Annotated in this window: 24 protein-coding genes; 7 read left to right on the top strand and 17 right to left on the bottom strand. The window is 53.1% G+C overall.

Annotated features, from left to right (window positions below; translation table 11 throughout):
- Positions 1-18 precede the first annotated feature (18 nt).
- The 3 genes from fliD to OGX75_RS15445 form a co-directional block, all read right to left on the bottom strand.
- Positions 19-1347 carry a flagellar filament capping protein FliD gene (gene fliD / locus OGX75_RS15455; protein WP_047458617.1) on the bottom strand — a complete coding sequence of 443 codons (1329 nt, stop codon included), beginning with the start codon at positions 1345-1347 and terminating at the stop codon, positions 19-21.
- A gap of 204 nt (positions 1348-1551) precedes the next feature.
- Entirely contained in the window at positions 1552-2445 is an 894-nt protein-coding gene (locus OGX75_RS15450) for a flagellin N-terminal helical domain-containing protein (protein ID WP_024130627.1), read from the bottom strand.
- Between the two features lie 247 nt (positions 2446-2692).
- Positions 2693-3571, bottom strand: coding sequence for a flagellin N-terminal helical domain-containing protein (locus tag OGX75_RS15445; protein WP_024130628.1), 879 nt, complete (start codon positions 3569-3571; stop codon positions 2693-2695).
- A 743-nt stretch (positions 3572-4314) separates the two neighbouring features.
- Between OGX75_RS15445 and OGX75_RS15440 the strand changes: the two genes are divergently transcribed.
- Positions 4315-5268, top strand: a complete 954-nt coding sequence (locus OGX75_RS15440; protein WP_047458621.1) for a winged helix-turn-helix domain-containing protein — start codon at positions 4315-4317, stop codon at positions 5266-5268.
- Positions 5240-5710: a hypothetical protein gene (locus OGX75_RS15435; protein ID WP_012133689.1), complete on the top strand. Its 471-nt coding sequence runs from the start codon at positions 5240-5242 to the stop codon at positions 5708-5710. The genes OGX75_RS15440 and OGX75_RS15435 overlap by 29 nt, the downstream gene beginning before the upstream one ends.
- Positions 5711-5750: 40 nt before the next feature.
- Here the strand turns inward: OGX75_RS15435 and OGX75_RS15430 are convergent, their stop codons facing one another.
- The 12 genes from OGX75_RS15430 to flgB are packed head-to-tail and all read right to left on the bottom strand — an operon-like array spanning position 5751 to position 15532.
- Positions 5751-6755 (bottom strand): hypothetical protein, encoded by a 1005-nt coding sequence (locus OGX75_RS15430; protein WP_049011795.1) that lies wholly within the window; start codon positions 6753-6755, stop codon positions 5751-5753.
- A gap of 5 nt (positions 6756-6760) precedes the next feature.
- A complete protein-coding gene (gene flgL / locus OGX75_RS15425; protein WP_071818870.1) occupies positions 6761-7678 on the bottom strand; it encodes a flagellar hook-associated protein FlgL in 918 nt (305 codons plus the stop codon).
- A 22-nt stretch (positions 7679-7700) separates the two neighbouring features.
- Positions 7701-9086: a flagellar hook-associated protein FlgK gene (gene flgK / locus OGX75_RS15420; protein WP_115615038.1), complete on the bottom strand. Its 1386-nt coding sequence runs from the start codon at positions 9084-9086 to the stop codon at positions 7701-7703.
- A gap of 3 nt (positions 9087-9089) precedes the next feature.
- Complete coding sequence (locus OGX75_RS15415) at positions 9090-9479, bottom strand: rod-binding protein (RefSeq protein WP_012133693.1); 390 nt, start codon at positions 9477-9479, stop codon at positions 9090-9092.
- A 9-nt stretch (positions 9480-9488) separates the two neighbouring features.
- Entirely contained in the window at positions 9489-10592 is a 1104-nt protein-coding gene (locus OGX75_RS15410) for a flagellar basal body P-ring protein FlgI (protein WP_012133694.1), read from the bottom strand.
- Entirely contained in the window at positions 10592-11257 is a 666-nt protein-coding gene (gene flgH / locus OGX75_RS15405; RefSeq protein WP_012133695.1) for a flagellar basal body L-ring protein FlgH, read from the bottom strand. The genes OGX75_RS15410 and flgH overlap by 1 nt, the downstream gene beginning before the upstream one ends.
- 26 nt (positions 11258-11283) lie before the next feature.
- Entirely contained in the window at positions 11284-12069 is a 786-nt protein-coding gene (gene flgG, locus OGX75_RS15400; RefSeq protein ID WP_012133696.1) for a flagellar basal-body rod protein FlgG, read from the bottom strand.
- A 21-nt stretch (positions 12070-12090) separates the two neighbouring features.
- Complete coding sequence (locus OGX75_RS15395) at positions 12091-12822, bottom strand: flagellar basal body rod protein FlgF (RefSeq protein WP_012133697.1); 732 nt, start codon at positions 12820-12822, stop codon at positions 12091-12093.
- A complete protein-coding gene (gene flgE, locus OGX75_RS15390) occupies positions 12822-14012 on the bottom strand; it encodes a flagellar hook protein FlgE (RefSeq protein WP_012133698.1) in 1191 nt (396 codons plus the stop codon). Before flgE ends, OGX75_RS15395 begins: the two co-directional genes overlap by 1 nt.
- A gap of 34 nt (positions 14013-14046) precedes the next feature.
- Positions 14047-14730 carry a flagellar hook assembly protein FlgD gene (gene flgD / locus OGX75_RS15385; RefSeq protein WP_012133699.1) on the bottom strand — a complete coding sequence of 228 codons (684 nt, stop codon included), beginning with the start codon at positions 14728-14730 and terminating at the stop codon, positions 14047-14049.
- A gap of 2 nt (positions 14731-14732) precedes the next feature.
- Complete coding sequence (gene flgC / locus OGX75_RS15380) at positions 14733-15158, bottom strand: flagellar basal body rod protein FlgC (RefSeq protein ID WP_110494618.1); 426 nt, start codon at positions 15156-15158, stop codon at positions 14733-14735.
- A 23-nt stretch (positions 15159-15181) separates the two neighbouring features.
- Positions 15182-15532: a flagellar basal body rod protein FlgB gene (gene flgB, locus OGX75_RS15375; RefSeq protein WP_012133701.1), complete on the bottom strand. Its 351-nt coding sequence runs from the start codon at positions 15530-15532 to the stop codon at positions 15182-15184.
- Positions 15533-15610: 78 nt separating this feature from the next.
- On the opposite strand from flgB, the gene flgA reads away from it, so the two are divergent.
- From flgA to OGX75_RS15350, 5 genes are all read left to right on the top strand, one after another.
- Positions 15611-16402: a flagellar basal body P-ring formation chaperone FlgA gene (gene flgA, locus OGX75_RS15370; RefSeq protein ID WP_081353224.1), complete on the top strand. Its 792-nt coding sequence runs from the start codon at positions 15611-15613 to the stop codon at positions 16400-16402.
- A 131-nt stretch (positions 16403-16533) separates the two neighbouring features.
- On the top strand, positions 16534-16806 hold the full coding sequence (gene flgM, locus OGX75_RS15365; protein WP_012133704.1) for a flagellar biosynthesis anti-sigma factor FlgM: 273 nt from the start codon (positions 16534-16536) through the stop codon (positions 16804-16806).
- Positions 16807-16808: 2 nt separating this feature from the next.
- Positions 16809-17246 (top strand): flagella synthesis protein FlgN, encoded by a 438-nt coding sequence (locus OGX75_RS15360; protein ID WP_219935915.1) that lies wholly within the window; start codon positions 16809-16811, stop codon positions 17244-17246.
- Positions 17247-17319: 73 nt separating this feature from the next.
- Positions 17320-18567 carry a class I SAM-dependent methyltransferase gene (locus OGX75_RS15355; RefSeq protein WP_012133707.1) on the top strand — a complete coding sequence of 416 codons (1248 nt, stop codon included), beginning with the start codon at positions 17320-17322 and terminating at the stop codon, positions 18565-18567.
- 18 nt (positions 18568-18585) lie between these two features.
- A complete protein-coding gene (locus tag OGX75_RS15350; protein ID WP_047458632.1) occupies positions 18586-19659 on the top strand; it encodes a glycosyltransferase family 2 protein in 1074 nt (357 codons plus the stop codon).
- Positions 19660-19758: 99 nt separating this feature from the next.
- On the opposite strand, the gene OGX75_RS15345 is transcribed toward OGX75_RS15350, so the two are convergent.
- Both OGX75_RS15345 and OGX75_RS15340 read right to left on the bottom strand, forming a co-directional pair.
- Entirely contained in the window at positions 19759-20646 is an 888-nt protein-coding gene (locus OGX75_RS15345; RefSeq protein ID WP_286450913.1) for a glycosyltransferase family 9 protein, read from the bottom strand.
- A gap of 110 nt (positions 20647-20756) precedes the next feature.
- On the bottom strand, positions 20757-21698 hold the full coding sequence (locus OGX75_RS15340; RefSeq protein WP_071259990.1) for a hypothetical protein: 942 nt from the start codon (positions 21696-21698) through the stop codon (positions 20757-20759).
- Positions 21699-21702 lie beyond the last annotated feature (4 nt).

Here is a 21702-nt window from a genome sequence, read left to right as displayed (position 1 = left end):
AGTTAAATTCCCTAAGAATTAGCTAAACATACTCATGGTGTTATTCATCTGCGTCATGATCGACTGTAACTGCGTGAACTGCTTCAGGTAGCGGTTATAGGAGGACTCATAACGCGTGTTCATTTTTTCGGTTTTGGTGTCGATGTCGCGCTGCTGTCTGTCGAGCGTTTCCTGGCGACCTTTTAATAAACCGGTGCTGGTGTTCAGGTATTTATCCAGCGATTTATCCATCGCTTTAATCAGCCCGTTATTCCCGTTGAAGAAATCAGCGACCGATTGCGGATTTGATTTCAGTTGCTCATTGAGCGTGTCGGCGTCGATCGACAGCTTGCCGTCTTTGTCGGCAGTAATGCCGAACTTCGTCATGTTTTGGTCGCCGAAGGTGCCGCGCAGCATGTTGCTCAGATCGTTGGTTAACGAGGAGATACTGGCATCACCGGCAAACGCGCCGCGCGAATCAGAGCTGCTGCCGGTCGCCGTCAGCCCGGAGATGGTGTCCTGCAACGTGTTATAGGCATCGATAAAGGCCTGAATTTGCTCCTTTGTCCCCGTGGCATCCGTGTCGACTGAAATAACCAGCGGCTTGTTGGCTTCGGTGGTGCCGGTCAGTTTGATCGAAACGCCGTCTACCAGGTTATCCAGGGTATTGGAGCTGCTGGAGTAAACGGTGCTGGAATCGCCAACGGTGAATTTGGCATCTTTACCGGCGGTAATCACATTCTCGCCATTAAAGATATCCTGACCGTTGGTCATGCCGCTGGTATCCAGCTGAATATCGTATTTCTCGCCGCTCTGATCGCTGCTCATCATCAGCGTCACCTTGCCATCAATACGCATCAGCGAAGCGGTAACGCCGTTCTGACCGTCGTCAGAGGTCGCGGTGTCAGACGCGCTCGGGAAATCCGCATTATTGATGGCGTCGGCAAAATCAGCGAGGCTGTCTAAATCATCCATCTCAATTTCAAGGCTCTCGCCGTTGAGATTGATCTTCAGCGTACCGCTGGCGTTTTTAATCGCCTCATCATCAAGCCCGTCAAACCCTTTCTGCTGCGCAGAAGCCAGTTGGGTGACGTTCAGGCTGTATGTCCCTTTACGGGCAGACGCGCTGGCGGTGATGGTCGCGATCCCTTCCTGGTTCATGGTCGCGGTATTTTTCAGCACGCTGGTGCTGGAGGAATTCAGCCCGGTGATTGCCGAACGGAAATCCGACAGGGCGGTACGCAGCGAGGAAAGCGCTTTTTTCTGCGCTTCCAGCGTGGAAGTCTGTGATTTCAGCGAGGTTTGCAGCGCAAGAATGTCATAGCCTGCCAACTGTGTGGCCAGTGTCGTTGGATCAAAATCAGACATAGTGGGTTTCTCCGGGCACGCGCGCCGCTTTCAACATACAGTAGATAAAGCAACTATCGTGCCAATTTTTTAATAAGTATTTATCAATGAGTTACGTAAGAGGAGGAATGTCCCCTTCCGCAATTTCCGGCAGAAGGAAGCGCATTGCCGGATACAAAAACACCGCCATACAGCGGTGTTTTAGGGGCAGATATCCGCGAAGGATTAACCCAGCAGAGACATCACCATGCTGGACATGCTGTTGGACTGTTTCAGCATGGACATGCTGGTTTGCGCCAGCATCTGGTTACGGGTCATAGAGGAGGCTTCGCTGGCGAAGTCCGCATCCTGAATGTTGCTCAGCGCCAGATCGGTGTTGTCTTTCATGTTCGCCAGGTTAGCCGCGGTGTGGCCCAGGCGGTTAATGCTCGCACCCATTTTGGAACGCACGGCGCCGACGTCATTCAGCGTAGTTTCCAGGTTGTTCATCAGATCTTTCGCGCCGGCAGCGTCAGTAATGTTGATGCCGCTGGCCGAGTAGTAGCTGCTGCTTGTATCGCTAATCGTGCCAAAACCGCCGCTGGCATCAATCAGCGAGTCGGTGCCAGAACCTTTCAGCTCTTTAGACAGATCAACCTGCATGGTTTCATCGGTGGAAGAGCCAATCTGGAAGTTCATCGCTTCGCCAAACTTACCGGAAGCGCCGAACAGTTTGTCACCTGCATAGGAGGTGTTGTTCATGATGTTCTGCAACTCAGAGTTCAGGTCGTTCAGCTCGGCGTTGATGGCATCGCGGTCTTTGGTGGTGTTGGTGTCGTTCGCTGCCTGGGTGGCGAGATCTTTCATGCGGTACATGATGTTGCTCACTTCGTCGAACGCACCTTCGGAGGTCTGTAGCAGCGCAGTGGCATCAGAGATGTTGCGCTGTGCAACGGCCATGCCGTTGGTCTGGCCCTGCAAACGGGTGGCAATCTGTAGACCCGCCGCATCGTCCGCTGCGGAGTTAATACGCTTGCCAGTACCCAGACGTTCCATTGCGGTGGACAGCAGATTGTTGGATTTATTCAGGGCATTGGTGGATGCCATGGAAGAAGCGCTGGTGAAAATAGAAAGCGACATAGATATTCCTTATTCATTCAGGTCATTCATTCGTTGTACTGACTCAAAACGACACATCCATTTCGAAAATTAAATCCGACGACGTTCGAATGACCATTTTTCAGGCAACCCGGGGAAAAAATGGCGAAGAAAGACGGCAAAAAGGAGCTGCACTGCAACAGCAGACACAAAAAAAGCCGCACCCCGTGCAGGATGCAGCGTCATAAGAACACATCGCCTGCCTTTCCAGGCAAGCGGCGGCTTACTGTTAACCCAGCAGAGACATCACCATGCTGGACATGCTGTTGGACTGTTTCAGCATGGACATGCTGGTCTGCGCCAGCATCTGGTTACGCGTCATGGAGGAGGCTTCGCTGGCGAAGTCCGCATCCTGAATATTGCTCAGCGCCAGATCGGTGTTGTCTTTCATGTTTGCCAGGTTGGCCGCGGTGTGGCCCAGGCGGTTAATGCTCGCACCCATTTTGGAGCGCACGGCGCCGACGTCATTCAGCGCCGTTTCCAGAGAGTTCATCATCGCCGTAGCGTCGGAGGCGCTCCCGATGTTGATACCGGAAGCGGTATTGTTCCAGTCACCGATACCCGAGAAACCAGAAGCGCTAAACAGGCCACTCGCTGTACCACCCAGTTCGTCACCCAGGCTCACGGTCATGGTTTCTCCAGAGGAAGAACCAATCTGGAAGTTCAGGGAATCGGCAAATTTACCGCCGGTACCGAATAATTTATCGCCCGCATAAGACGTGTTGCCCATGATGTTTTTCAGTTCGGCATTCAGGTCGTTCATTTCAGCGTTGATGGCATCACGGTCTTTGGTGGTGTTGGTGTCGTTCGCTGCCTGGGTGGCGAGATCTTTCATGCGGTACATGATGTTGCTCACTTCGTCGAACGCGCCTTCTGCGGTTTGCAGCAATGCGGTGGCATCAGAGATGTTACGCTGCGCAACGGCCATGCCGTTGGTCTGACCCTGAAGGCGAGTGGCAATCTGCAAGCCCGCCGCATCGTCCGCTGCGGAGTTGATGCGTTTGCCGGTGCCCAGACGCTCCATTGCGGTAGACAGCAGATTGTTGGATTTATTCAGGGCATTGGTGGATGCCATAGAAGAAGCACTGGTGAAAATCGAAAGCGACATAATATATTTCTCCTTGGATTACCTGTCTGTTTTATCAGGTTCTTGTCGTTGCTGACTGATAAAAACGACCCACCACAACGAAAAATTAAATTCATTTAATGAAAATTTATTTAAAGATTTGTCACCCTCTTTTTTCAAGACGAAAAATATCCAATTAATTATTCTTATTATACCATCCTCAATAAACCACCTTTAGCCCGGCAATAAAACCAACCCCATAATTATGCAATCAGGCGACACAAACGATAAAAAAATTAACTCCGCTCCTTTATTTTTTCTTGTTTATTGTTTTAATCTGCCAAAAAATATACCCACACCCCATGAAAGGAGATTGATGAACACAAATTTTTCACATTCGCATGGCCTGATTTTACATAAGGATCTTTTAACTATTTCGATTAACTTTTAATCAGAAGAATTAATAATAAGGCGAATCTTTCACTGCAAATGAGGTTGCACATCACATTTTTATCGCGTAAAAAGAGCGCCAGGAAAAGATGATTCCGCGATAATCAGAACAACAGCAGGCCGCTGGTGTCTTGTTTCTGAGTGCTGTTCAGGCTGAAAAACAAACTCAGCCATCGGCAAAAGCGCTTTTCGTTTCCTCACCTCCCGCAGGCAAGCGGCATTCATTAAGAATTTCAAATGGAATTAACAGATAGTCAACATCCGTGTTCAGGCTATATTTTCTTGCGATATTTAGCCGTTGCATTTACTGGGGTGGTATATCCATCGATGAATAAATGAATAAACGCTATTACTCCGTTAATAACTGGCTGGTTGATATCCCCTCGGGATCTATTCTCCATTTAACAACAGGGGAACGTAAACGTCTGGGAGAATATCAACTCAAGCTCCTTGAAACGCTCATGCAAGATGCGGGAAAGATCTTTACGCGTGAAGAACTCACCACGCTGGTCTGGGAACGCCGCGTCATCGGTAATAACAGTCTGCCCAATGCCATCCACGCGCTGCGTACGGCACTGGAAGACGACGGCAAAAAGCAAAAAATCATCAAAACCATCCCTAAAAAAGGGTATTTGCTTGAGCCTGATTATTGCTGCTTTATCGAAAAAGAAGAGAGCGAGGTTCGCGACCCCGAAGAAAATCATCTTCCGCTGGAAGAAAACGCCCCCTCCGATTTAGCCGGGGAATATGAGGTTGTCGACGAGACGTCACTTCCTGTCGCGGAACAAGTGAACGATATCGTCCGCGTAACGCCGCCTGCAACGACCAGGCCAGTGAAAAAATCCATCCACTGGACCACCGTGTTTTTACTGCTCGCGCTGACGGCGATCGGCAGCATACTCTTTACCGGCTGGTACATGAAACTGAAAGGTCATGAACATCTGGTCGCCCAGGAGATACAGCCTAACGTTTACAGCAACATCAACCTGTATTCCATTGGGACGAGCAGCGAGCCGTCTTATGACGCCAATAACTTGTACACCAAGCTGAAAGACACTTTTTATACCATTAATCAGCAGATCAAAATGCAGTCAGTCAGGATGAGCGTCTACTTTAGCATCACCAATTCATCGCTGAACTACACGTTCGCCCTTACCAGCCAGTGCGACAAAAAGCAGTTAGCGATGACGATTTATCACTGGCGTATCGATCCGACACGGCTGAACAACCTGATTATGCGTGAAACCCGGAGAAAACTGAATGAAATGGCAACATGCAAAGAAAGTTAATCTTGTGATTTTGTTGAGTATTTCCGTGCTTCTCGCCATCGCATTCGGCACCAGCACCCTCACAGGCGGCGCAGAGCGACCCAATACGGATGTGGAAGGGACTTTCCAGCTTGGTTTCTATGACCTGATGTCGCAGACGAAAGAAATTTATAATTCGCGGATGAAAACAACGAAAGGCACCATTCTGGCGACCATTACCAGCCCTGATGACAATCGTTTCGTACTAAAGGAAAAATTTACGCCGACGTCAGGGAAAAACGGCAAACTCTATTTTTACCTGACGCCCATCTACTACACCACCACGCACAAGGGGCTGATGATAGATGGTCTGGTCGATATGTTGATGAACACCAATTTCTGGATGGAGCCGCTGGCATTTAACGGGCAACCGCTAGTGGTAGGGCAAAGCGGGTCGATTTTTCTCTACCCTATCCAGCAGTAAGTCAAAACCGGAGGCGGAGGCCCGCTTCCGGTTACGATAATCACCCCAGCAAATTTTTTACCGTCGCCAGCCTGACGTTGGCCTGCGCGCCCAGCGCCCTGGAGAGGGTGCTGTAGCTGCTGGCGCTGCTCGCCAGCGCTTCCCCCAGGCCGCGCGCGGTTTCCCGGGCCTGCGCCGGGCTGTATACCGTCGCCATATCATTGATGCGCGACGCCACGCGCTCCTGCTGTTGGCGAAGCCTGCTGCGCTGGGTGGTAATGTGCTCCAGCGTATTTTGCAGCTTTACCTGGCTTTCCCTTTCCCGACGCGTCGCCAGCGAAACAACCTCATCGCTGCTTGCCGTTTCCGCCTGTGGCGTGAGCAACGTAAACGCATCGGCGGGGAAATGTCTGCCCTCTCCGCGCACGGTGAGCTGTTGGCTGACCCGCTCCCAACGGCTTTCATCCACGCTGAACATCAGTTGCCCGTTTGCCGTCTGACGCGCATGAATCCCCAGACGGCCCAGCCCCACATTCAACTGGGTCAACGTCTGACGCGGCGTCGCCTCTTCCGGCAACGAAATGGCGGTCATCTCACGCTGCCGCCCGCCCAGTGAAAATACCAGCGTTTCTCCCCCCGGCTGGCTGAGAAGTTTCTCACTGCCGGGAAGCGTAAAGTTAACCGTGCTTTTTTGCTCCAGCGACGCGGTCAGATGGCGATCGACAGTGCCGCCGGAAAGCTGCGTCCGACGCATCAAATGTTTTTGCAGCGTATTCGCCGGCTGCGTCGCATCGCCGCGAAGCGACGACTGACGCACCTGCAACAATTGCGTTTCCGTCTGCGCCAGATAGCTGTCAGCCTGCTGCACTGCCGTGAGTTGTTGATTTAGCTGTACGTTGTAGCGCATCGGACGGCGGGACAACAGCGCCGATTCGGGGAACGCATTGCGGGTCGCGGTGATTTCTGGCGCGTTGACGCGGCCGACCGTTTGCGGCGCATCAATGCTTCCGCGCCCGGTTGCGGGCGCGGAAGTCGTAAGGGACGTTGTTTTTAAACCTACCTGCATAACAATTACAACAGACTAAACAAGTTAAGCTGACTCACCATACTGTAAGCCTTATTAGTGATCTGCACCGACTGCGTATACAGTTGCAGGTTGATACTGGTGGTCGCCCAGTCCGTTTCGGACAGGTCCCGTACAACCTGATCGTTCGCAAGGCTGACATCGCTGTGCGCATCGCTGAGCAGCGTCAGGCGGTTCTGACGACCGCCAAGATCGGTGAAGAGGCTGGAGATGTTATCGCTGGTATTTTGCGCGACACCGATCATCTCCTCCAGTTCGTCTTTATAGTCAGCGTAATTCGCGTTCGGGTCCTGCATTTTGTCGCTGAGCGCTTTCAATTTATTCAGCATCTCAAGGTCGTTTCCTGAACCGGAGAATGCCTGAGCGACCTGGGTGTTTTCCGTAATAGAGACGCCGTTCGCGACAATCGTTTCGCGGCTGCTGTCATTGCCGCCATACACATACTGCCCTTTCGCCTCGTCCCACGTTACCGTCTGGCTGTCGGTCTGCGTGCCGGAAAACAGATAGCTGCCGTTTTCATTTTTAGCGTTCAGGGTGGCGACCAGCGAATCCAGCATTGAAGAAAGCTCCATGCCGTAACCCGCCATATCTTTCTGGCTGAGCGTACTGTTATTCGCCAGCTTCAGCTTATCGCCGACCGCCAGCATCTGGTTACTGAGCGCGGTGATGTTCGACTCCTGAATCGACAGCGCGCCGCTCAGGCTGGAAATATTGCTCTGATACTGTTTAATCGCAGACTGCTCACGGTTCAGTTGCACCAGACGACTTGCGGAAACAGGATCGTCAGACGGCACATTAATGCGCTTTTGCGTCGACATCTGCTCCATCAACTTACTGATACGCGTGCCGTTAACGCCTAATTGCGCCAGCATGGCATTTGAGTTGTAAAGACTACTAATACGCATAATTTAAATTCTCTGATGGCGCTTAAAACATCCCCAGCAGGTCGCTGAAGATCTGATTTCCGGTGGAGATCACCTTCATGTTCGACTGGTAAGCCTGCATGTAGATCTGTAGATTAATCGCCTCTTCATCCTGGTTTACCGCGCTCAGGTTATCGCGCTGATTCTGCGCCTGGTCGCGCACCGTCGACGCCGCTTCCATTTCTGTTTTGCTCTGCTTACTGGCAATACCGATAGTGGAAATGATCGCCGCAGCCCCTTCGCTCAGACTCATATTTCCCAGACCCGGAATATCCGTTTTCTGGTTTTTCAGTTCGATCAGCGCCTTCAGGTTATCACCGTTGCCCGGTACGCCCGTGCCGTCGTCGGCCTGGATGCCGGACAGCGCCAGTTCTTCAGGCTTCAGGTCCGTCACCTGCAACATGCCCGCAGGATTGCTCGGATCGAAAGTAAACAGCGGCTTGCCTGAATTGCCATTCAGGTCATAGCCCTTCGCCAGCTGATCGTTAAACAGTTTTGCCACCGATTCCGCCATCCCTTGCACCGAATCTTTCATCTGTTGGAGGGTGCCGGTTTCATAATCATACAGCGCGCCAAGTTGACCGCCCGCCGACGGGTTCAGCGTGAACTCGCTGGTGGAAAATTTCAGCGTCAGCGTGGAGTTGCCGTTGGCGTCCTGCCCCGCGCTGAGCTGCCCGGCGACCTTACCGCTCACCAGCGGCTGACCGTTCGCCATTGAGACGGTGTACCCGCTGGAACCATCGTCCGTCACCTTCACGTCCGCCAGCGTACTTAACTGTTTTACCAGTTCATCACGCTGATCGCGCAGTACGCTGCTGTTACCGCCGGTTGACTCCATGTCGGTAATTTTTTTGTTGTAGTCCGCAATACTGGTACTCAGGGTGTTGATCTGGTCAACCATCGCGTTGCGCTGGGTGTTGATCGACTCTTTCTGGCTGGAGATGAAGTTGTTAACGTTATTGAAACGGGTCGCCAGCGCGCCCGCCTGGTTAATAAGCTGCTGACGCAGCGCCGGGGATTCCGGCGTCTGGGTCAATGCGCTCAGGGCGCTGACAAAATCATCCAGCCCGTTACCAAGACTGGTAGAGTCGGTGCCGATCACCTGTTCCAGCGCGCCGATATATTGATTTCCGGTTTCGAAATAGCTGGCTTTCGAGTTGGTCTGCCACACCTGATTAACCAGATACTGACTGGAGATGCGACGAATACTGTCGACCTGTACCCCGTTCCCGGCGGTAAAACCCGTTTCTCCCATTGGGCCGATGGAGCTTTGGATAATGCCCTGGCGGCTGTACCCCGGCGTCAGCAGGTTAGCGATGTTCATCGAGGTGACATTCATGCCCACCTGGGCTGCCTGCAAACCGCTGAAGGCAATATTAATCATACTCATGGCTTACTCCTGCCCGCGCATTACCGGAACCACAGGCGTTTTAAGTTCTTTCGGTTGCTCTTCTAAAGCGGTCATTTCATCCGTTTTCTTAAGCGGCGTATTCACCTGCGGCGAAAGCTGGTTGATGATCATCTGGGTAATCCCGGTGCTGCGCTGAGACGCCAGGTCAGACGCCAGTCGGTCATCGTAAAAATCACGCATCATCCGCTGCTGTTTGCTGTTGAAAGGGTTGTCTTCCCCCAGCACATCGGACGCCTTGCGCATTTGCGACAGCATGGAACGCAGCATCAGCGCCTCAAACTGTTCGGCGGCCTGTTCAAGATTCTGCGGCTTTACCTGCCCGGAGAGATCGCCGGGCAGAATCGCGGTTTGTCGGTTAATGGCATTCAGCATGATATTTCCTTAAATCACGACCAGTTCAGCATCCAGCGCGCCGGCTTCATGCAGCGCCTGTAAGATAGCCATCGTGTCGTCCGGCGCCGCGCCAAGGCTGTTAATGGTATTCACGATGCTGCGCAGGCTGGTTCCCGCCGCAATAGTCACCATCTGACCCCGGCCACGGTTAACGTTGACGTCGCTTTCCGGCGTGACAACCGTTCTTCCCTGGCTGAATGCGCCAGGCTGGCTGACGTTCGACGACTCGCGGATGGTGACGGTCAGGTTGCCGTGTGATACCGCCGCAGCGCGCACCACTACGCCATCGCCAATGACCACCGTTCCCGTTCGGGCGTTGAACACCACGCGTGGCGGCTGTTTACCGGCGTTAATCTGCACATCTTCCAGAGAGGACATAAAGGCCACCCGATCGCCCGCGCCCATCGGCGCACGTACCGCCACGTTAGTCGCGCTTTGCGCGGTCGCCGTGCCGGAACCAAAGGCGTTGTTCAGCGCGACTGCGACGCTGTTGGCAGTCTTAAAGCTGGGACGTTTCAGGTTCAGCATCACCACCGGCTCCTGCTGGAAATCGCTCGGCACTTCGCGCTCCACCGAGCCGCCGTTTGGCACACGGCCAACGGTCGCGGTGTTGATGGTCACGCTGGAGCCGCTGTTGCCCTCGGCTTTCACGCCGCCTACCACCACATTCCCCTGTGCCAGCGCATACACTTCGCCATCAGCACCGCGCAGTTGAGTCAGCAGCAGCGTACCGCCACGCAGGCTTTTCGCATCGCCAATCGAGGAGACGGTTACATCAATACTTTGCCCACGCGCATAGCCCGGCGGCAGCGTGGCGCTAATCGCCACGGCCGCGACGTTCTTCACCTTCGGATCAATCTTCGCAGGCAACTGCACGCCAAACTGGCGCAGCATGTTGGTAACGGACTGGCTGGTGAACTTGACCTGGTTTTTATCCCCTGTACCGTCAAGCCCCACAACCAGGCTGTAGCCCACCAGTTGGTTGCCGCGCACGCCCTGAATATCGACCACATCGCCAAGACGCTGCGCCGCCGCGTTCATGCTGCAAATCAGCAGGAAAAAGAGTGCCAGTTTACGCATCATGGCCTCCATTAAATTGGGAACAGCGGGTGGTTGAAGAAGCGGGTCAGCCAGCCTGCCGCATTCGCGTCGCTGAGCGCGCCGCGTCCGGCATAGGAGATACGGGCATTGGCGATTCGCTGTGAAGAGACGGAGTTGTCGCGTTCGATATCTTCCGCGCGCACCAGGCCCGTCACCCGCATATACTCATCCCCCTGGTTGAGGGTGAGCCATTTCTCCCCGCGAATCGCCAGCACGCCGTTTGGCAACACTTTATAAACCGCAACGGTGATCGCGCCGCGCAGGCTGTTCTGCTGCTGCGAGGTGGCATTACCGTTAAAGTTTCGGTTGCCGTCAATCGAGCCGGAAAGCTTATCGATTGAATGGCCGAATGCTTCCGGTATCCCCAGGGAAACATCGTTTTTCTTACCAAAGTTAGTGCGCGCCTGCTTGCTGGCCTGAGTAGACTCATCCAGCTTAACGGTCAGGATGTCGCCTACGCGATAAGCCCGGCGATCCTGGGTCAACGACCAGTTGTAGTTGCCGTTATATAACCCACCGCCGCGCACCTGCGTTTCAGGCACCACGATATCTTCCGGCGGCGCATACGCCGCATCGTCTTTTTTCACCAGCAACGCCGGGCTTTCGCAGCCCGACAAAAACAGCGCCAGTAGACTGATAACTAACTGCTTTTTCATTTCTCTTTCACTTTAAAGCCCTGTCGTTACATCGACTGGGTGACAAACTTCAACATGTCATCGGCGGCAGAGACCATCTTGGCGTTCATTTCGTAGGCACGCTGAACGGTGATCATGTCGACCATCTCTTCAACGACCTGTACGTTAGAACCTTCCAGAGAGCCCTGCTCCAGTTGTCCGAGCGCGTCCTCGCCGGGTACGCCTTCAACCGCTTCGCCGCTGGCCGCCGTTTCACGGTATAAGTTGCCGCCTATCGCCTCCAGACCGGCCGGATTGACGAAGTTCACCAGCGTCAACTGCCCCAGCTCCACCGGATCGGTTTCGCCTGCCACCGTCGCGGTAATGGTGCCGTCTTTACCAATCTGCAAATCTTTGACGTTCTCCGGCAATTCAATCTGCGGCACCAGCGGCAGCCCCTGCGCATTCGTCAGCACGCCATCTGGCGTTTTCTGGAAATTACCGGCGCGGGTATACGCGATATCGCCATCCGCAGTTTCCACCTGGAAGAACCCTTGCCCGGTGATCGCCACGTCGAAGGTTTGCCCGGTGTTCTGGATGCTGCCGACGGTAAACTCTTTCTGCGTCCCGACGATCTTCACCCCGGTGCCGTACTGAATGCCGGTCGGCGCGATATTGTTCTGATCGAGCTGCCCACCTGGCGTGCGCTGATTCTGATAAAACAGATCGGCGAACATCGCGCGATCCCGTTTAAACCCGGTGGTGTTGACGTTCGCCAGGTTGTTGGAAATCGCGGTCATTTTGGCGTCCTGCGCCGCCAGGCCGGTTTTACTGATCCATAAAGCGGGATTCATCTTTATTCCTTCTTATTGTTATCAGGTGCCACGAATCAGACGGTTGCCTGAATTAGCGAGATCTTCAGCGGCTTTCATCATCTTGATTTGCGCTTCAAACTGACGATTCAGCGCAATGCTGGCGACCATCTCATTAATGGCCGAGACGTTAGCGGTTTCCAGATGCCCGGACGCCACCATCACCTCTTCATCGCGTGGGTTAATCGCCGTGTTGCTCACCAGAAAGCCATCCACATTTTTGCTCAGATCGCTTACCGGAATGTTCACCAGCTTGATGCGGTCAACATCAACCGGCGCGGCAATATCGCCGTCGTCAGGCACGATAGTGATCACACCGTCCTCACCGATGCTGACGGACGAGAACGGCGGTAAAACGATCGGGCCGTTGTCACCTTCAACCGGCAGGCCGTTGATCGACAGATCGCCCTCCGGGCTGACGTCGATCTGCCCGTTGCGGGTGTAAACCTCACGGTTGCCGCTGGCCAGCGCAATCAGCCCATCGCCTTTAATGGCGATATCCAGATTGCGCCCCGTTTCACGTACCGCGCCAGGCGTCATATCCACGCCGCCCTGAGTAGGCAGCGCCATATAACGCGAGGCATATCCCTCGCCGTTAACCTGCTGAGAAATCGCATTATCAAGATCGCTACGAAACCCCTGGGTATTCACATTTGCCAGGTTGTTTGCATGGATCTGCTGCTGCGACAAACTGCGCGATGCGCCGCTCATGGCGGTAAAAATCAAACGATCCATTACACCGCCTGGAAGAGAGCGTTCATCATGTTGTCGTTGGTGCTGATAACCTTCGTGTTAGCCTGGTAATTACGCTGCGCGGTCATCAGACCAACCAGCTCAGAGGTCAAATCCACGTTTGAGGATTCCAGCGCGCCGGATTTCACAGAACCCAGCAAACCGGTGCCCGGCGTTCCGGTCAGCGGCGCGCCGGAACTGGCGGTTTGTACCCACGTCGTGCCATCTTTTGACGCCAGACCATTCGGGTTCGCAAAGTTCGCCAGCACCAGTTGCCCCTGCAACATCCGTTCGCCGTTGGAGAAGGTCGCGTAAACGCTGCCGTCTTCATCAATCGCCTGACCGGTACGTTCGCCAGACGCGTAGCCGCTGCTGTTGTTTTTGCTGACGGAGAAGTCAGAACCGTACTGGCTGGTGCCGTTGTAGCTCAGATCGATAGAGAGATCCGCCGCGCCGGAGATCGATGTGGTCAGGTTCGTCAGACCAACCGGGCTTTTCAGGACGCCCTGCTCGGTAAATTCTATCGCCTGGCTGCTGTCCGGGATTTCCACGTCGTCCATGTAATAGTGAACCTGCCAGGTGTTCTCGCCGGTTTTCACAAAATACTGGTTCAGCGTGTGCTCGCGTCCCAGGGAATCAAAAACCTGCGTGGTGTAGGTATTGTTATAGGAAGTGCTGTCTTTTGGGTTGAAAGGCGCCGTCTCCGGCTCGGCGGCGCGCGCGTCCAGGTTGGCGGTGAAGTCGAGGCTGTCGGTCGCTTTCGCCGGAATAGAGCCGCTGCTGATCGTCAGATTACCGATCGTCCCCACTTCTATCTCGCCGTTAGCATTAACCGGGTAGCCCTGAAGATACATCCCCAGGTTGTTGATCAGGTTGCCGCTGCTGTCGGTGCCGAAGTAGCCCGCACGCGTATATGCCGTGGTTCCCGTGCTGTCACGCACCATGAAAAATCCGCTATCGCTGATCGCCAGATCGAGCGCATTTCCGGTGGTAGAAATGTTTCCGCCTCGGGTAATACTCTGGGTCACACCAGAAACCCCTACGCCCAGCGGCTGGCTTTCCGCATACAGTGAGGAAAATTCCGCACGGCCGGATTTGAATCCTACGGTGCCGGAGTTCGCAATGTTGTTGGAAATGGCGTTCAACTGCTCGGTAATTGCATTCAGACCGGAGGTCGCAATATTAAAACTCATAATAAATTCCTGTTAACTCAACGCTTAACCCGACTTACGCACGTTTCTGCGAGTCGCTGCCAAACTGGGTAATATTGTTGTAAGCAATTTCACCGATTCCGGTGATATTCAGTTGGATGGCGCTGCCATCAAGCGGGATGCGCACATTGTTGACGATGCCGCCCACTTCAACAGGAATGCCTTCTTCGCCCGTATCGGTTACAACGCTAAGGGTGTATTTCCCTTCGCTCAGGCCCAGCTCCTGCGGGTCAATGGTGAAGTCCACCTGCCCGGCGTCCTGTTTCCCCAGCTCAATTTTGTGCTCGGTGCCGGCCGCGTCTTTGACGATGACCGTCGTCACACCGGAAGCGTGATCCAGCGTCAGACGTCCGTTAATCGTCGTTTCGCCGTCAGAGTTGATAGCGTCGGTCTGCACCATCACATGCTGCCCGACCAGATTGCCGGTAGTGAGCGTTTGCAGGTTGTCCATCAATACGGAACTGTTCGCCATCAGTTGCGACATGGTTTCCATTGACTGAACCTGCGTCAGCTGCGCCAGCTGGCTGACATACTCGGTGCCATCGGTAGGGTTCAGCGGGTCCTGATTCTGGATCTGCGCGACCAGAAGCTGCATGAACAGCGTGTTCATGCCGGCTGCGCTGCTGTTATTGTTGTTACTGGCAATGCTGCTATCCGACGTTCCTGTCTGGCTTCTGGTGGACGTGCCGTCTACATTCATCCTTATACCTCTCCGAGTCTCAGCAGACTTTGCTGCATGCTTTTAACACTGTTCAGAACATCAACATTGGTTTCGAAACCGCGCGACGCCGACATCATGTCCGCCATCTCCTCTACCACGTTGACATCCGGGTAGTAGACATAGCCATCCGTATTCGCCATCGGGTTATGCGGCTCATAACGCTGTATGGCATTGCCGGTTTCGACAACATCCATCACCTGGACGCGCGCGCCGGTTAACGCCCTGCTATTCATTAACTCATCATTCTTATAAACCGCAGCAAACACCGGACGACGGGCTTTATAGACGCCGTCTTCGGTGGCGGAGGCGGTTTCCGCATTAGCGAGGTTACTGGCGATGGTATTCAGACGAACGGTTTGCGCCGTCATCGCCGACCCCGAAACGCGATAAATATCGGTAAAAGCCATATTCCGTTATCACCTGCGTAGGATTACTTACCTTCAATGGCCTTTTTCAGGCCCGTGAATTTCATGTTTAAAAATGCCAGGCTCATCTGATAATCCTGGGTATTCTTCGCAAACTCAGCCTGCTCGACGTTCAGCGCAACGGTGTTGCCATCGGAAGAGGGCTGATAAGGCACGCGGTACATCTCTTGCGGCGCTGACGGATTCGAAAAACTCCACGATGAACGTTGCATCTCAGCGGCAAAATCAATATCTTTAGCCTGGAAATTGGGGGTATCGACGTTTGCCAGATTGGCTGACAGCAACTCTGCTCGGGAAAGTCGAAGCGCTACAGCCTGTGGATGAACGCCCAATGCTTTGTCAAAAGTAATACTCACAACTCACACCCTCGTGATGCTAAACCTGCAATGATCTGCTTTCTTGTATAGCAATATTCATGCCAAGGTTTTAACATCATGATTTTTAATGGCTTTATTGGTTTTATCCCTTCGCGGGTGAAGCGTTGTTTCCGCCCTGGAACGTTATCCTTCCTGCTGATGCTTTTTACGGCGCTGCCATCCTTCGCCGCCCCGGAAAAAGTGCAGAGCGCGCGTAAGCAGGTCACTGCCGCCGTTCAACATCACGCAGCGCAAGCCCTTCGCCAGGAGGCCGGGCGCCGCAAGTGGCCCGAGTATCAGGCGAAGATGAACCTGTTTATCCCTTCCGACGTCTCCCGGTACGCTCCCTGCCCTGACGCGCTAACCGTGTCGCTGCCCGGCGGCGAACGCATCGATCTCAACCGCCTGCGTTTTGATGTGCGCTGTGAAGGGCCGCAAGGCTGGGATGTCGCCGTCACCGTCAAACCGGATGTCTATCTTCCGGTGGTGATCGCCAAAAATTCACTGGAGCGCGGCCAGGTGTTATCCGCCAGCGACGTATCCATCAAAAAGCTCAACATCAGCAGCACGCGCGGCAACTACCTCACCGACCCGGATGAGGCCATTGGGCTGACCGTGAAGCGCCGCATTCGTGAACTACAGCCGATCACCCTGACGCAACTGGAATCTCCGGTGCTGGTTGAACGCGGTCAGCGCGTTCTGATGATCGCCGAACAGGGAGGCGTAGAGGCCCGTACGATGGGGGAAGCCATGAAAAAGGGACGTAAAGGCGAAATGATTAAGGTGAAAAATGAGAGCAGCGAGCGGGTGGTCAGCGCAATTGTCGCGGACGCTGGCGTCGTCAAAATGGTCTACGCCAGCGGAAACTAAAAATATTCATTTGCGGTTTAAGTTTTACCGGCAGCAGGCCGCTCTTTAACGGTGAGGGCATCGGAAGTCCTCCTTCCGCAGGGCAGGATTCATCCGCAACCATAACGAAAAGATGAAAAAGAGGCGAAGCGATGAAAGTAGTAGCGAATCAATACAATCTGGCAACCGCAATCAACAAGAGCAGCGCCGCAGAACAGACCCGCACTGTCGCTCAGGAAGGCACGAAAATTGAGCGCAGCGCCGCGATCGATCCGGTACTGGGCGATGCGCAAACACAACTCTCTGCGCTGCCGGAAGTGGATATGGCGCGCGTAGCTGAAATGAAAGACGCGATCAGCAGCGGTAAAATCGCGGTTAACCTCGATTCGCTGACGGATGCGATGCAGAAGTATTTCCAGAGGTAATTATGGCTAACGCCGCTCAGAGCGTTAAAACACTGATACAGGACATGGCCGAAGACCGTAAGCATTACCATGTCCTGAATGATTTACTCATACAGCAACGCGACCACATTATTGCGCGCCGCGCCGCAGAGCTTGACGTGCTGAACGCGCAAATCATGGCGTGCTACCAGCACTTGTCGCAGCACAGTCAGCAACGTTATCGCCTGCTTGAACGGTTAGGCATTAACGCCAACGCGCAGGGCATGCAAACGCTCATTGCCCGCCTGCCTGCCGCCCACCAGCCTTCCGTTTCCGCTCTCTGGCAAAGTCTCCAGCAACAGGTCGCGCAATGTCAGGCCACCAATGAATACAACGCCATGCTGATGAATATGCAGCAGGAGATTCTGACCAATCTGTTGAATATCAGCGAACCCGAAAACTGGCTGTATCAGCAGGGGTAATGCGCTGTAATTTATTGATTTGTAGCTTTGTTCCGTTTGCGTTCTATCCGTAATTTTCATCGAGGCCAATATTATGGGGCAATTACGACGCTTCAACCTTCCCCACCTGATTCGTCACTATCGTGTTACTCATGTAATTGAAACAGGTTTTGGTAAAGGTGCATCAAGTGTATATGCCTTACGCTCAGGTGCTGAAGAAGTTTATTCCTGTGAAATCTATAAACCGTTATTTGATGCCGCGCCAAAAATAGACAATCTGCATCTGTACAATGAAGACAGCCTGACATTTTTGTCCCATGAAGAAATTAAACGCACTCTTTTCATCAAGCGCGCCGTTGTTTTTCTGGATGCACACTTCCCCGGCGCGGATTTTAAATTCGAGGACTACCAGAGCAATAAATACAATGAGGAAACGCGCCTTCCTCTGCTCAATGAGTTACGCCAGCTAAAAGAATTTGCGGATAATGCGCTGATTATTATTGATGATAGCCGTATCTATCTTCGCGTTATGCATGAGGCCACCGGCTGCAAAGCGCTCCCTCCTCCCACAGAAGACGCTGAGAACGCGTTTCTGGAAGCGCTTGAGGCCTATAGCGGGACGCATATCATCAAACATTATCCCGATGACCAGGGCTACGTTGTACTTTGGCCTAAAAGCTGGCGAGAATTCGGCGTTAACACCCATATTCTGGCAGGAGACCGGACTGCCGCCCCCGTATTTCGAACGGGGATACCAGGAACAACCTGTATGTCAATTAACAGGCGATTGCTTGATGCGCGTTTCAGTACTCGCTGGCTGTCAGGAAAAGGTCTGGATATTGGCGGCGGCGATGACAGTATTGCGTTGTATCAAAGCCTGTTTCCTTTAATCCAATCAATAACCGTATTCGATCTTCAACAAGGTGACGCGCAGTATTTAGCCAGAGTACCGGATAACGAATTTGATTTCGTTTATTCAGGGCATTGCCTGGAGCATGTTATGGACCCCTACGTCGCGCTGCCTCATTGGTTAAGGGTCGTAAAACCCGGCGGTCATCTGGTTTTAACCATTCCAGACGAAGATTTATACGAGCAAGGCGTTTGGCCATCAACCTTCAACGACGATCATAAACATACTTTTACGCCCTTTAAGCATCGGAGCTGGTCGCCTGTTTCCGTCAACGTATTATCGTTATTACAAACCCTGCCAGGGAACTTCAGCATTGAGAAAATAGAGAGGCTGAATCATAGCCATTTAAAAGGTATGCCTCGATTCGATCAAACGCGGACGGCGTTTGCTGAATCCGCAATTGAGATAATCATCCAAAAGCTGAAATCATAGCAACAGGGAGAGTAGCCAATGAATCACCCTGTCGTATCGATTATTTTGCCGGTCTACAATGTCAGCGCATACCTTGAGCGCTGCCTTGATTCACTCGTTGCGCAGACCTGGCGGCATCTGGAAATTATCGCGGTTAATGACGGTTCGACAGATAACTCCCGGGATATTCTGGCGCGTTATCAGAGCCGTCTGCCGGGTATGCGTATTGTTGACCAGGAAAACAGAGGACTTGCCGAGGCCCGCAACGCCGCGTTAGCAAGCGCATCAGGTGAATATATTTATTGCCTGGACTCTGACGATCATATCGCTTCGGATGGTATCGAAACCATTGTGCGCGAAATGGAAAAGCATCACCTGGATGCCCTGTTTTTCTCCACCCATCTGGAATTTCACCTGCACCATATCAGCAACAATATGGTTTCCGGGTATTATCAACGGCCGCGTAATCTGATTAATAAAACATTTCATGCCGAAACGTTCTTTAATCACTGCATTACCGAACGCGCCCGAACAGGACACGGTTACTCCGTTGTGGTCTGGGGATATGCCTGGCGGCGAAAAACGTATGCTCATATGCGGTTTAAGACACCGTTTTTTGAGGATGAATACTTCACCACCGAATTGCTGCTCAGCGTGCCCGACGCAAAAGTAAGGTGCCTTGCCGACAGACTGTATTTCCATACCATTCGTAACGGCTCAATCACCACTTCCAGCAGCAAAGCAAAACGCGCGCTGGCTATCCTTGATACCTTCCGACTGCTGCTTCCCCGGGCCGGAAATATCAGCAATCCCCAAACCGTACAATGTTTAAACCGATATACGGGTATGCTATATCAGGATGCGATAATCCGTAATTTGCCCGAAACGCTGCCTTTATTTTCCGCACAGAAGATGATTCACTATCTGGCATCCATTTTTCATGAACTGTATGTAGACACGCCAACAGAGAATGGGCTTGTGTTGCTGCATGCCTTGATTAACCAAATTGCTCGCGACAGCAATATTATTGATGAGAGCGAATTCATCGCGCTATCAGGCAGAATTGAACTGGCGATAAAGAACAAAAGAAGAATATTAGCCGAAGGTTTTTAGTCTTCATACCACGCTATTTAGCAATACGATTGGCTATGCCGCATAGCCAATCGCTTTTACCAGATATTCCTTCAGGAACCGGCACGACAAGAAATAACGTTATTCCTGGAGCGATAAAACAAAACTGACCATTTGGGTATACAGCATCGCCGGTTCATATTGTCGCAGACAACGGAAAGGGGTTTTATGAACGCACCAGTTTGCAAATTCCTGAGTCGTCGGCACATCAAAAGGGCGTTTAAGCACGGTGGTGAAAATGACATCGTTCATCAGCAAACGCGCACATGGCCCATGGCTACAGGCGAGATCAATTCCCATACAACGCCAGCCCGCTTCCCCATAACGAAACGGCAACCGGTGTTCCGCAGCCACGGTTGAATAGAGGGCTACCACAGGGAGATCTGTTGCCGCCGCAAGCATGACCGGCCCTGAATCACAGGAAACCAGCATGTTCGCTCGCGGCATAAGCGCAACCGTTTCCAGCGCTGAAAAGCGGTCAATAGCATTGATAACCCCGGCCGGATACGCTTCCGCCATCGATTTTCCCGCCTCAGAGTTGTTATTGCTCCCAATGAACACAACTTGCCACCCCGTTTGCAGCCACATTTGCGCCAGCTCATGCCAGTTATTTTGCGGCCAGGTCCGGTTTGGGTGCCCAATATTAGGGTGCATTAATAACACCGGCGCGTTCTCTAATTTATGTTGCTGCCAGAACGCGTCAACGGCACTGTGGGCAGATTCTGGAATGACCAAATCGAGGTGTTTATCCGCTGCGGACGCCTCAAGCCCTGCCTGCGCGAGAAAAGCATCGATCATATGTAGCGGTCTGAGCGCATGGGCCCAATGCGTAAAGTCAAAAAGTCGCCCTTGCGCCTGCGCCCGCTGAATGCATTGATGCTGCTCCGCATTAAGAGAATCCACCGGCCAGACCTCGCTGATATGCGGGCATGCCCGCGCCAGCGCGCTAAAGTGCGGCTGGCTCAGCATAACAATGCTCGCGCCGGTTTTATTTTTGATGGCTCTGCACGCTGCCAGGAGATACAGGGTATCTCCCATTGCAGCATTAAGATGTAAATAAACAGTATCCATATGATTTATTACAACAGCGACAACCCGCACAGCAGGCTGTAGTCAGAGGTATGCGCCGCATTCGCGGAGAACGGATTCTGCTGCTGCCACCCCTTCAGCGCGTTAATCAGCAGCACGACATCATCCTGCGTCAGCGCTCCCTGTTCGCGGCGGATTGCGCACAGCATTTTGATCTGGAAGAACTGGTTGGCCAGCCCCAGTAGCGCCTCACCGTAATTGGTGCATTGAATGCCGGGGAATACATCGTTATACAGTTGATAAATCAGCGCATTACGCAGGATATGCGGCTGTTCATCAAACAGTGGAATGGTTGACCAGAGCGATTCCAGTTGCTGAAGACGATCCGCCAGCCGCGCTGGCTGCATCACCGACAGCTCGCTCATTTTCAGCGCCACGCTCATTTTTTCAGTCAGCGGCAGATTCAGATTCAGGCGTACCCGGCCCATCTCTTTCAGCGCGGCAATGCGGTTTTCAGCAATCGGAGGCAACAGCGCAAACTGCTGTGTCAGCACGCCTTGTTCTGCCAGCATCGCCAGTTGCTCTCCCATAGAGGACAGCAGGGCCGGATCGTGCTCGCCGCCGTCCAGATACTGCTGCGCCTTACTCAGCAAAACGCCGATCGCATACAGGCTGCCTTCCAGCGACAGCGCAGGATGTACCGCCAGGTTAATACATTGCTGGTTCAGGGTTTCGCTCCAGGCGGATAACTCATCTTCGCCCTGCGCCTCCCCTTGCGAGGTGTGCAGGATAAAGGCCTCCGGGTTAAGCAGCATCTCTCTGGCCGCCGCTTCACAGGTGATATCCAGACTTTCACGCTGCTGGTTTTTCAGCTTCACGCTAATACGCGGCCAGTTTTGCTGCGCATGCTGGCAAGCCGGGCACTGGCACGGGGTTTCTCGCGCATCAAAGCGTGACACAAATTCAGGTTGGTAATGTTCTATCAGTTCCATGTTT

It is taken from the genome of Citrobacter sp. CK199, from assembly GCF_030333285.1.
In the GTDB taxonomy this organism is placed as follows: domain Bacteria; phylum Pseudomonadota; class Gammaproteobacteria; order Enterobacterales; family Enterobacteriaceae; genus Citrobacter_B; species Citrobacter_B koseri.
This window is presented reverse-complemented; position numbering and strand designations above follow the sequence as displayed.

Bases quoted from the DNA above. Each gene is read 5' to 3' on its own strand.
- flgD (WP_012133699.1), bottom strand. From the start codon at position 14,730: ATGAATGTAGACGGCACGTCCACCAGAAGCCAGACAGGAACGTCGGAT.
- OGX75_RS15435 (WP_012133689.1), top strand. From the start codon at position 5,240: ATGAAATGGCAACATGCAAAGAAAGTTAATCTTGTGATTTTGTTGAGT.
- OGX75_RS15415 (WP_012133693.1), bottom strand. From the start codon at position 9,479: ATGCTGAATGCCATTAACCGACAAACCGCGATTCTGCCCGGCGATCTC.
- OGX75_RS15340 (WP_071259990.1), bottom strand. From the start codon at position 21,698: ATGGAACTGATAGAACATTACCAACCTGAATTTGTGTCACGCTTTGAT.
- flgG (WP_012133696.1), bottom strand. From the start codon at position 12,069: ATGAATCCCGCTTTATGGATCAGTAAAACCGGCCTGGCGGCGCAGGAC.
- OGX75_RS15345 (WP_286450913.1), bottom strand. From the start codon at position 20,646: ATGCTGAGCCAGCCGCACTTTAGCGCGCTGGCGCGGGCATGCCCGCAT.
- OGX75_RS15440 (WP_047458621.1), top strand. From the start codon at position 4,315: ATGAATAAACGCTATTACTCCGTTAATAACTGGCTGGTTGATATCCCC.
- OGX75_RS15445 (WP_024130628.1), bottom strand. From the start codon at position 3,571: ATGTCGCTTTCGATTTTCACCAGTGCTTCTTCTATGGCATCCACCAAT.
- flgC (WP_110494618.1), bottom strand. From the start codon at position 15,158: ATGGCTTTTACCGATATTTATCGCGTTTCGGGGTCGGCGATGACGGCG.
- flgH (WP_012133695.1), bottom strand. From the start codon at position 11,257: ATGAAAAAGCAGTTAGTTATCAGTCTACTGGCGCTGTTTTTGTCGGGC.
- flgE (WP_012133698.1), bottom strand. From the start codon at position 14,012: ATGAGTTTTAATATTGCGACCTCCGGTCTGAATGCAATTACCGAGCAG.
- OGX75_RS15450 (WP_024130627.1), bottom strand. From the start codon at position 2,445: ATGTCGCTTTCTATTTTCACCAGCGCTTCTTCCATGGCATCCACCAAT.
- OGX75_RS15395 (WP_012133697.1), bottom strand. From the start codon at position 12,822: ATGGATCGTTTGATTTTTACCGCCATGAGCGGCGCATCGCGCAGTTTG.
- OGX75_RS15350 (WP_047458632.1), top strand. From the start codon at position 18,586: ATGAATCACCCTGTCGTATCGATTATTTTGCCGGTCTACAATGTCAGC.
- fliD (WP_047458617.1), bottom strand. From the start codon at position 1,347: ATGTCTGATTTTGATCCAACGACACTGGCCACACAGTTGGCAGGCTAT.
- OGX75_RS15410 (WP_012133694.1), bottom strand. From the start codon at position 10,592: ATGGAGGCCATGATGCGTAAACTGGCACTCTTTTTCCTGCTGATTTGC.
- flgA (WP_081353224.1), top strand. From the start codon at position 15,611: ATGATTTTTAATGGCTTTATTGGTTTTATCCCTTCGCGGGTGAAGCGT.
- flgL (WP_071818870.1), bottom strand. From the start codon at position 7,678: ATGCGTATTAGTAGTCTTTACAACTCAAATGCCATGCTGGCGCAATTA.
- OGX75_RS15355 (WP_012133707.1), top strand. From the start codon at position 17,320: ATGGGGCAATTACGACGCTTCAACCTTCCCCACCTGATTCGTCACTAT.
- OGX75_RS15360 (WP_219935915.1), top strand. From the start codon at position 16,809: ATGGCTAACGCCGCTCAGAGCGTTAAAACACTGATACAGGACATGGCC.
- flgK (WP_115615038.1), bottom strand. From the start codon at position 9,086: ATGAGTATGATTAATATTGCCTTCAGCGGTTTGCAGGCAGCCCAGGTG.
- flgM (WP_012133704.1), top strand. From the start codon at position 16,534: ATGAAAGTAGTAGCGAATCAATACAATCTGGCAACCGCAATCAACAAG.
- OGX75_RS15430 (WP_049011795.1), bottom strand. From the start codon at position 6,755: ATGCAGGTAGGTTTAAAAACAACGTCCCTTACGACTTCCGCGCCCGCA.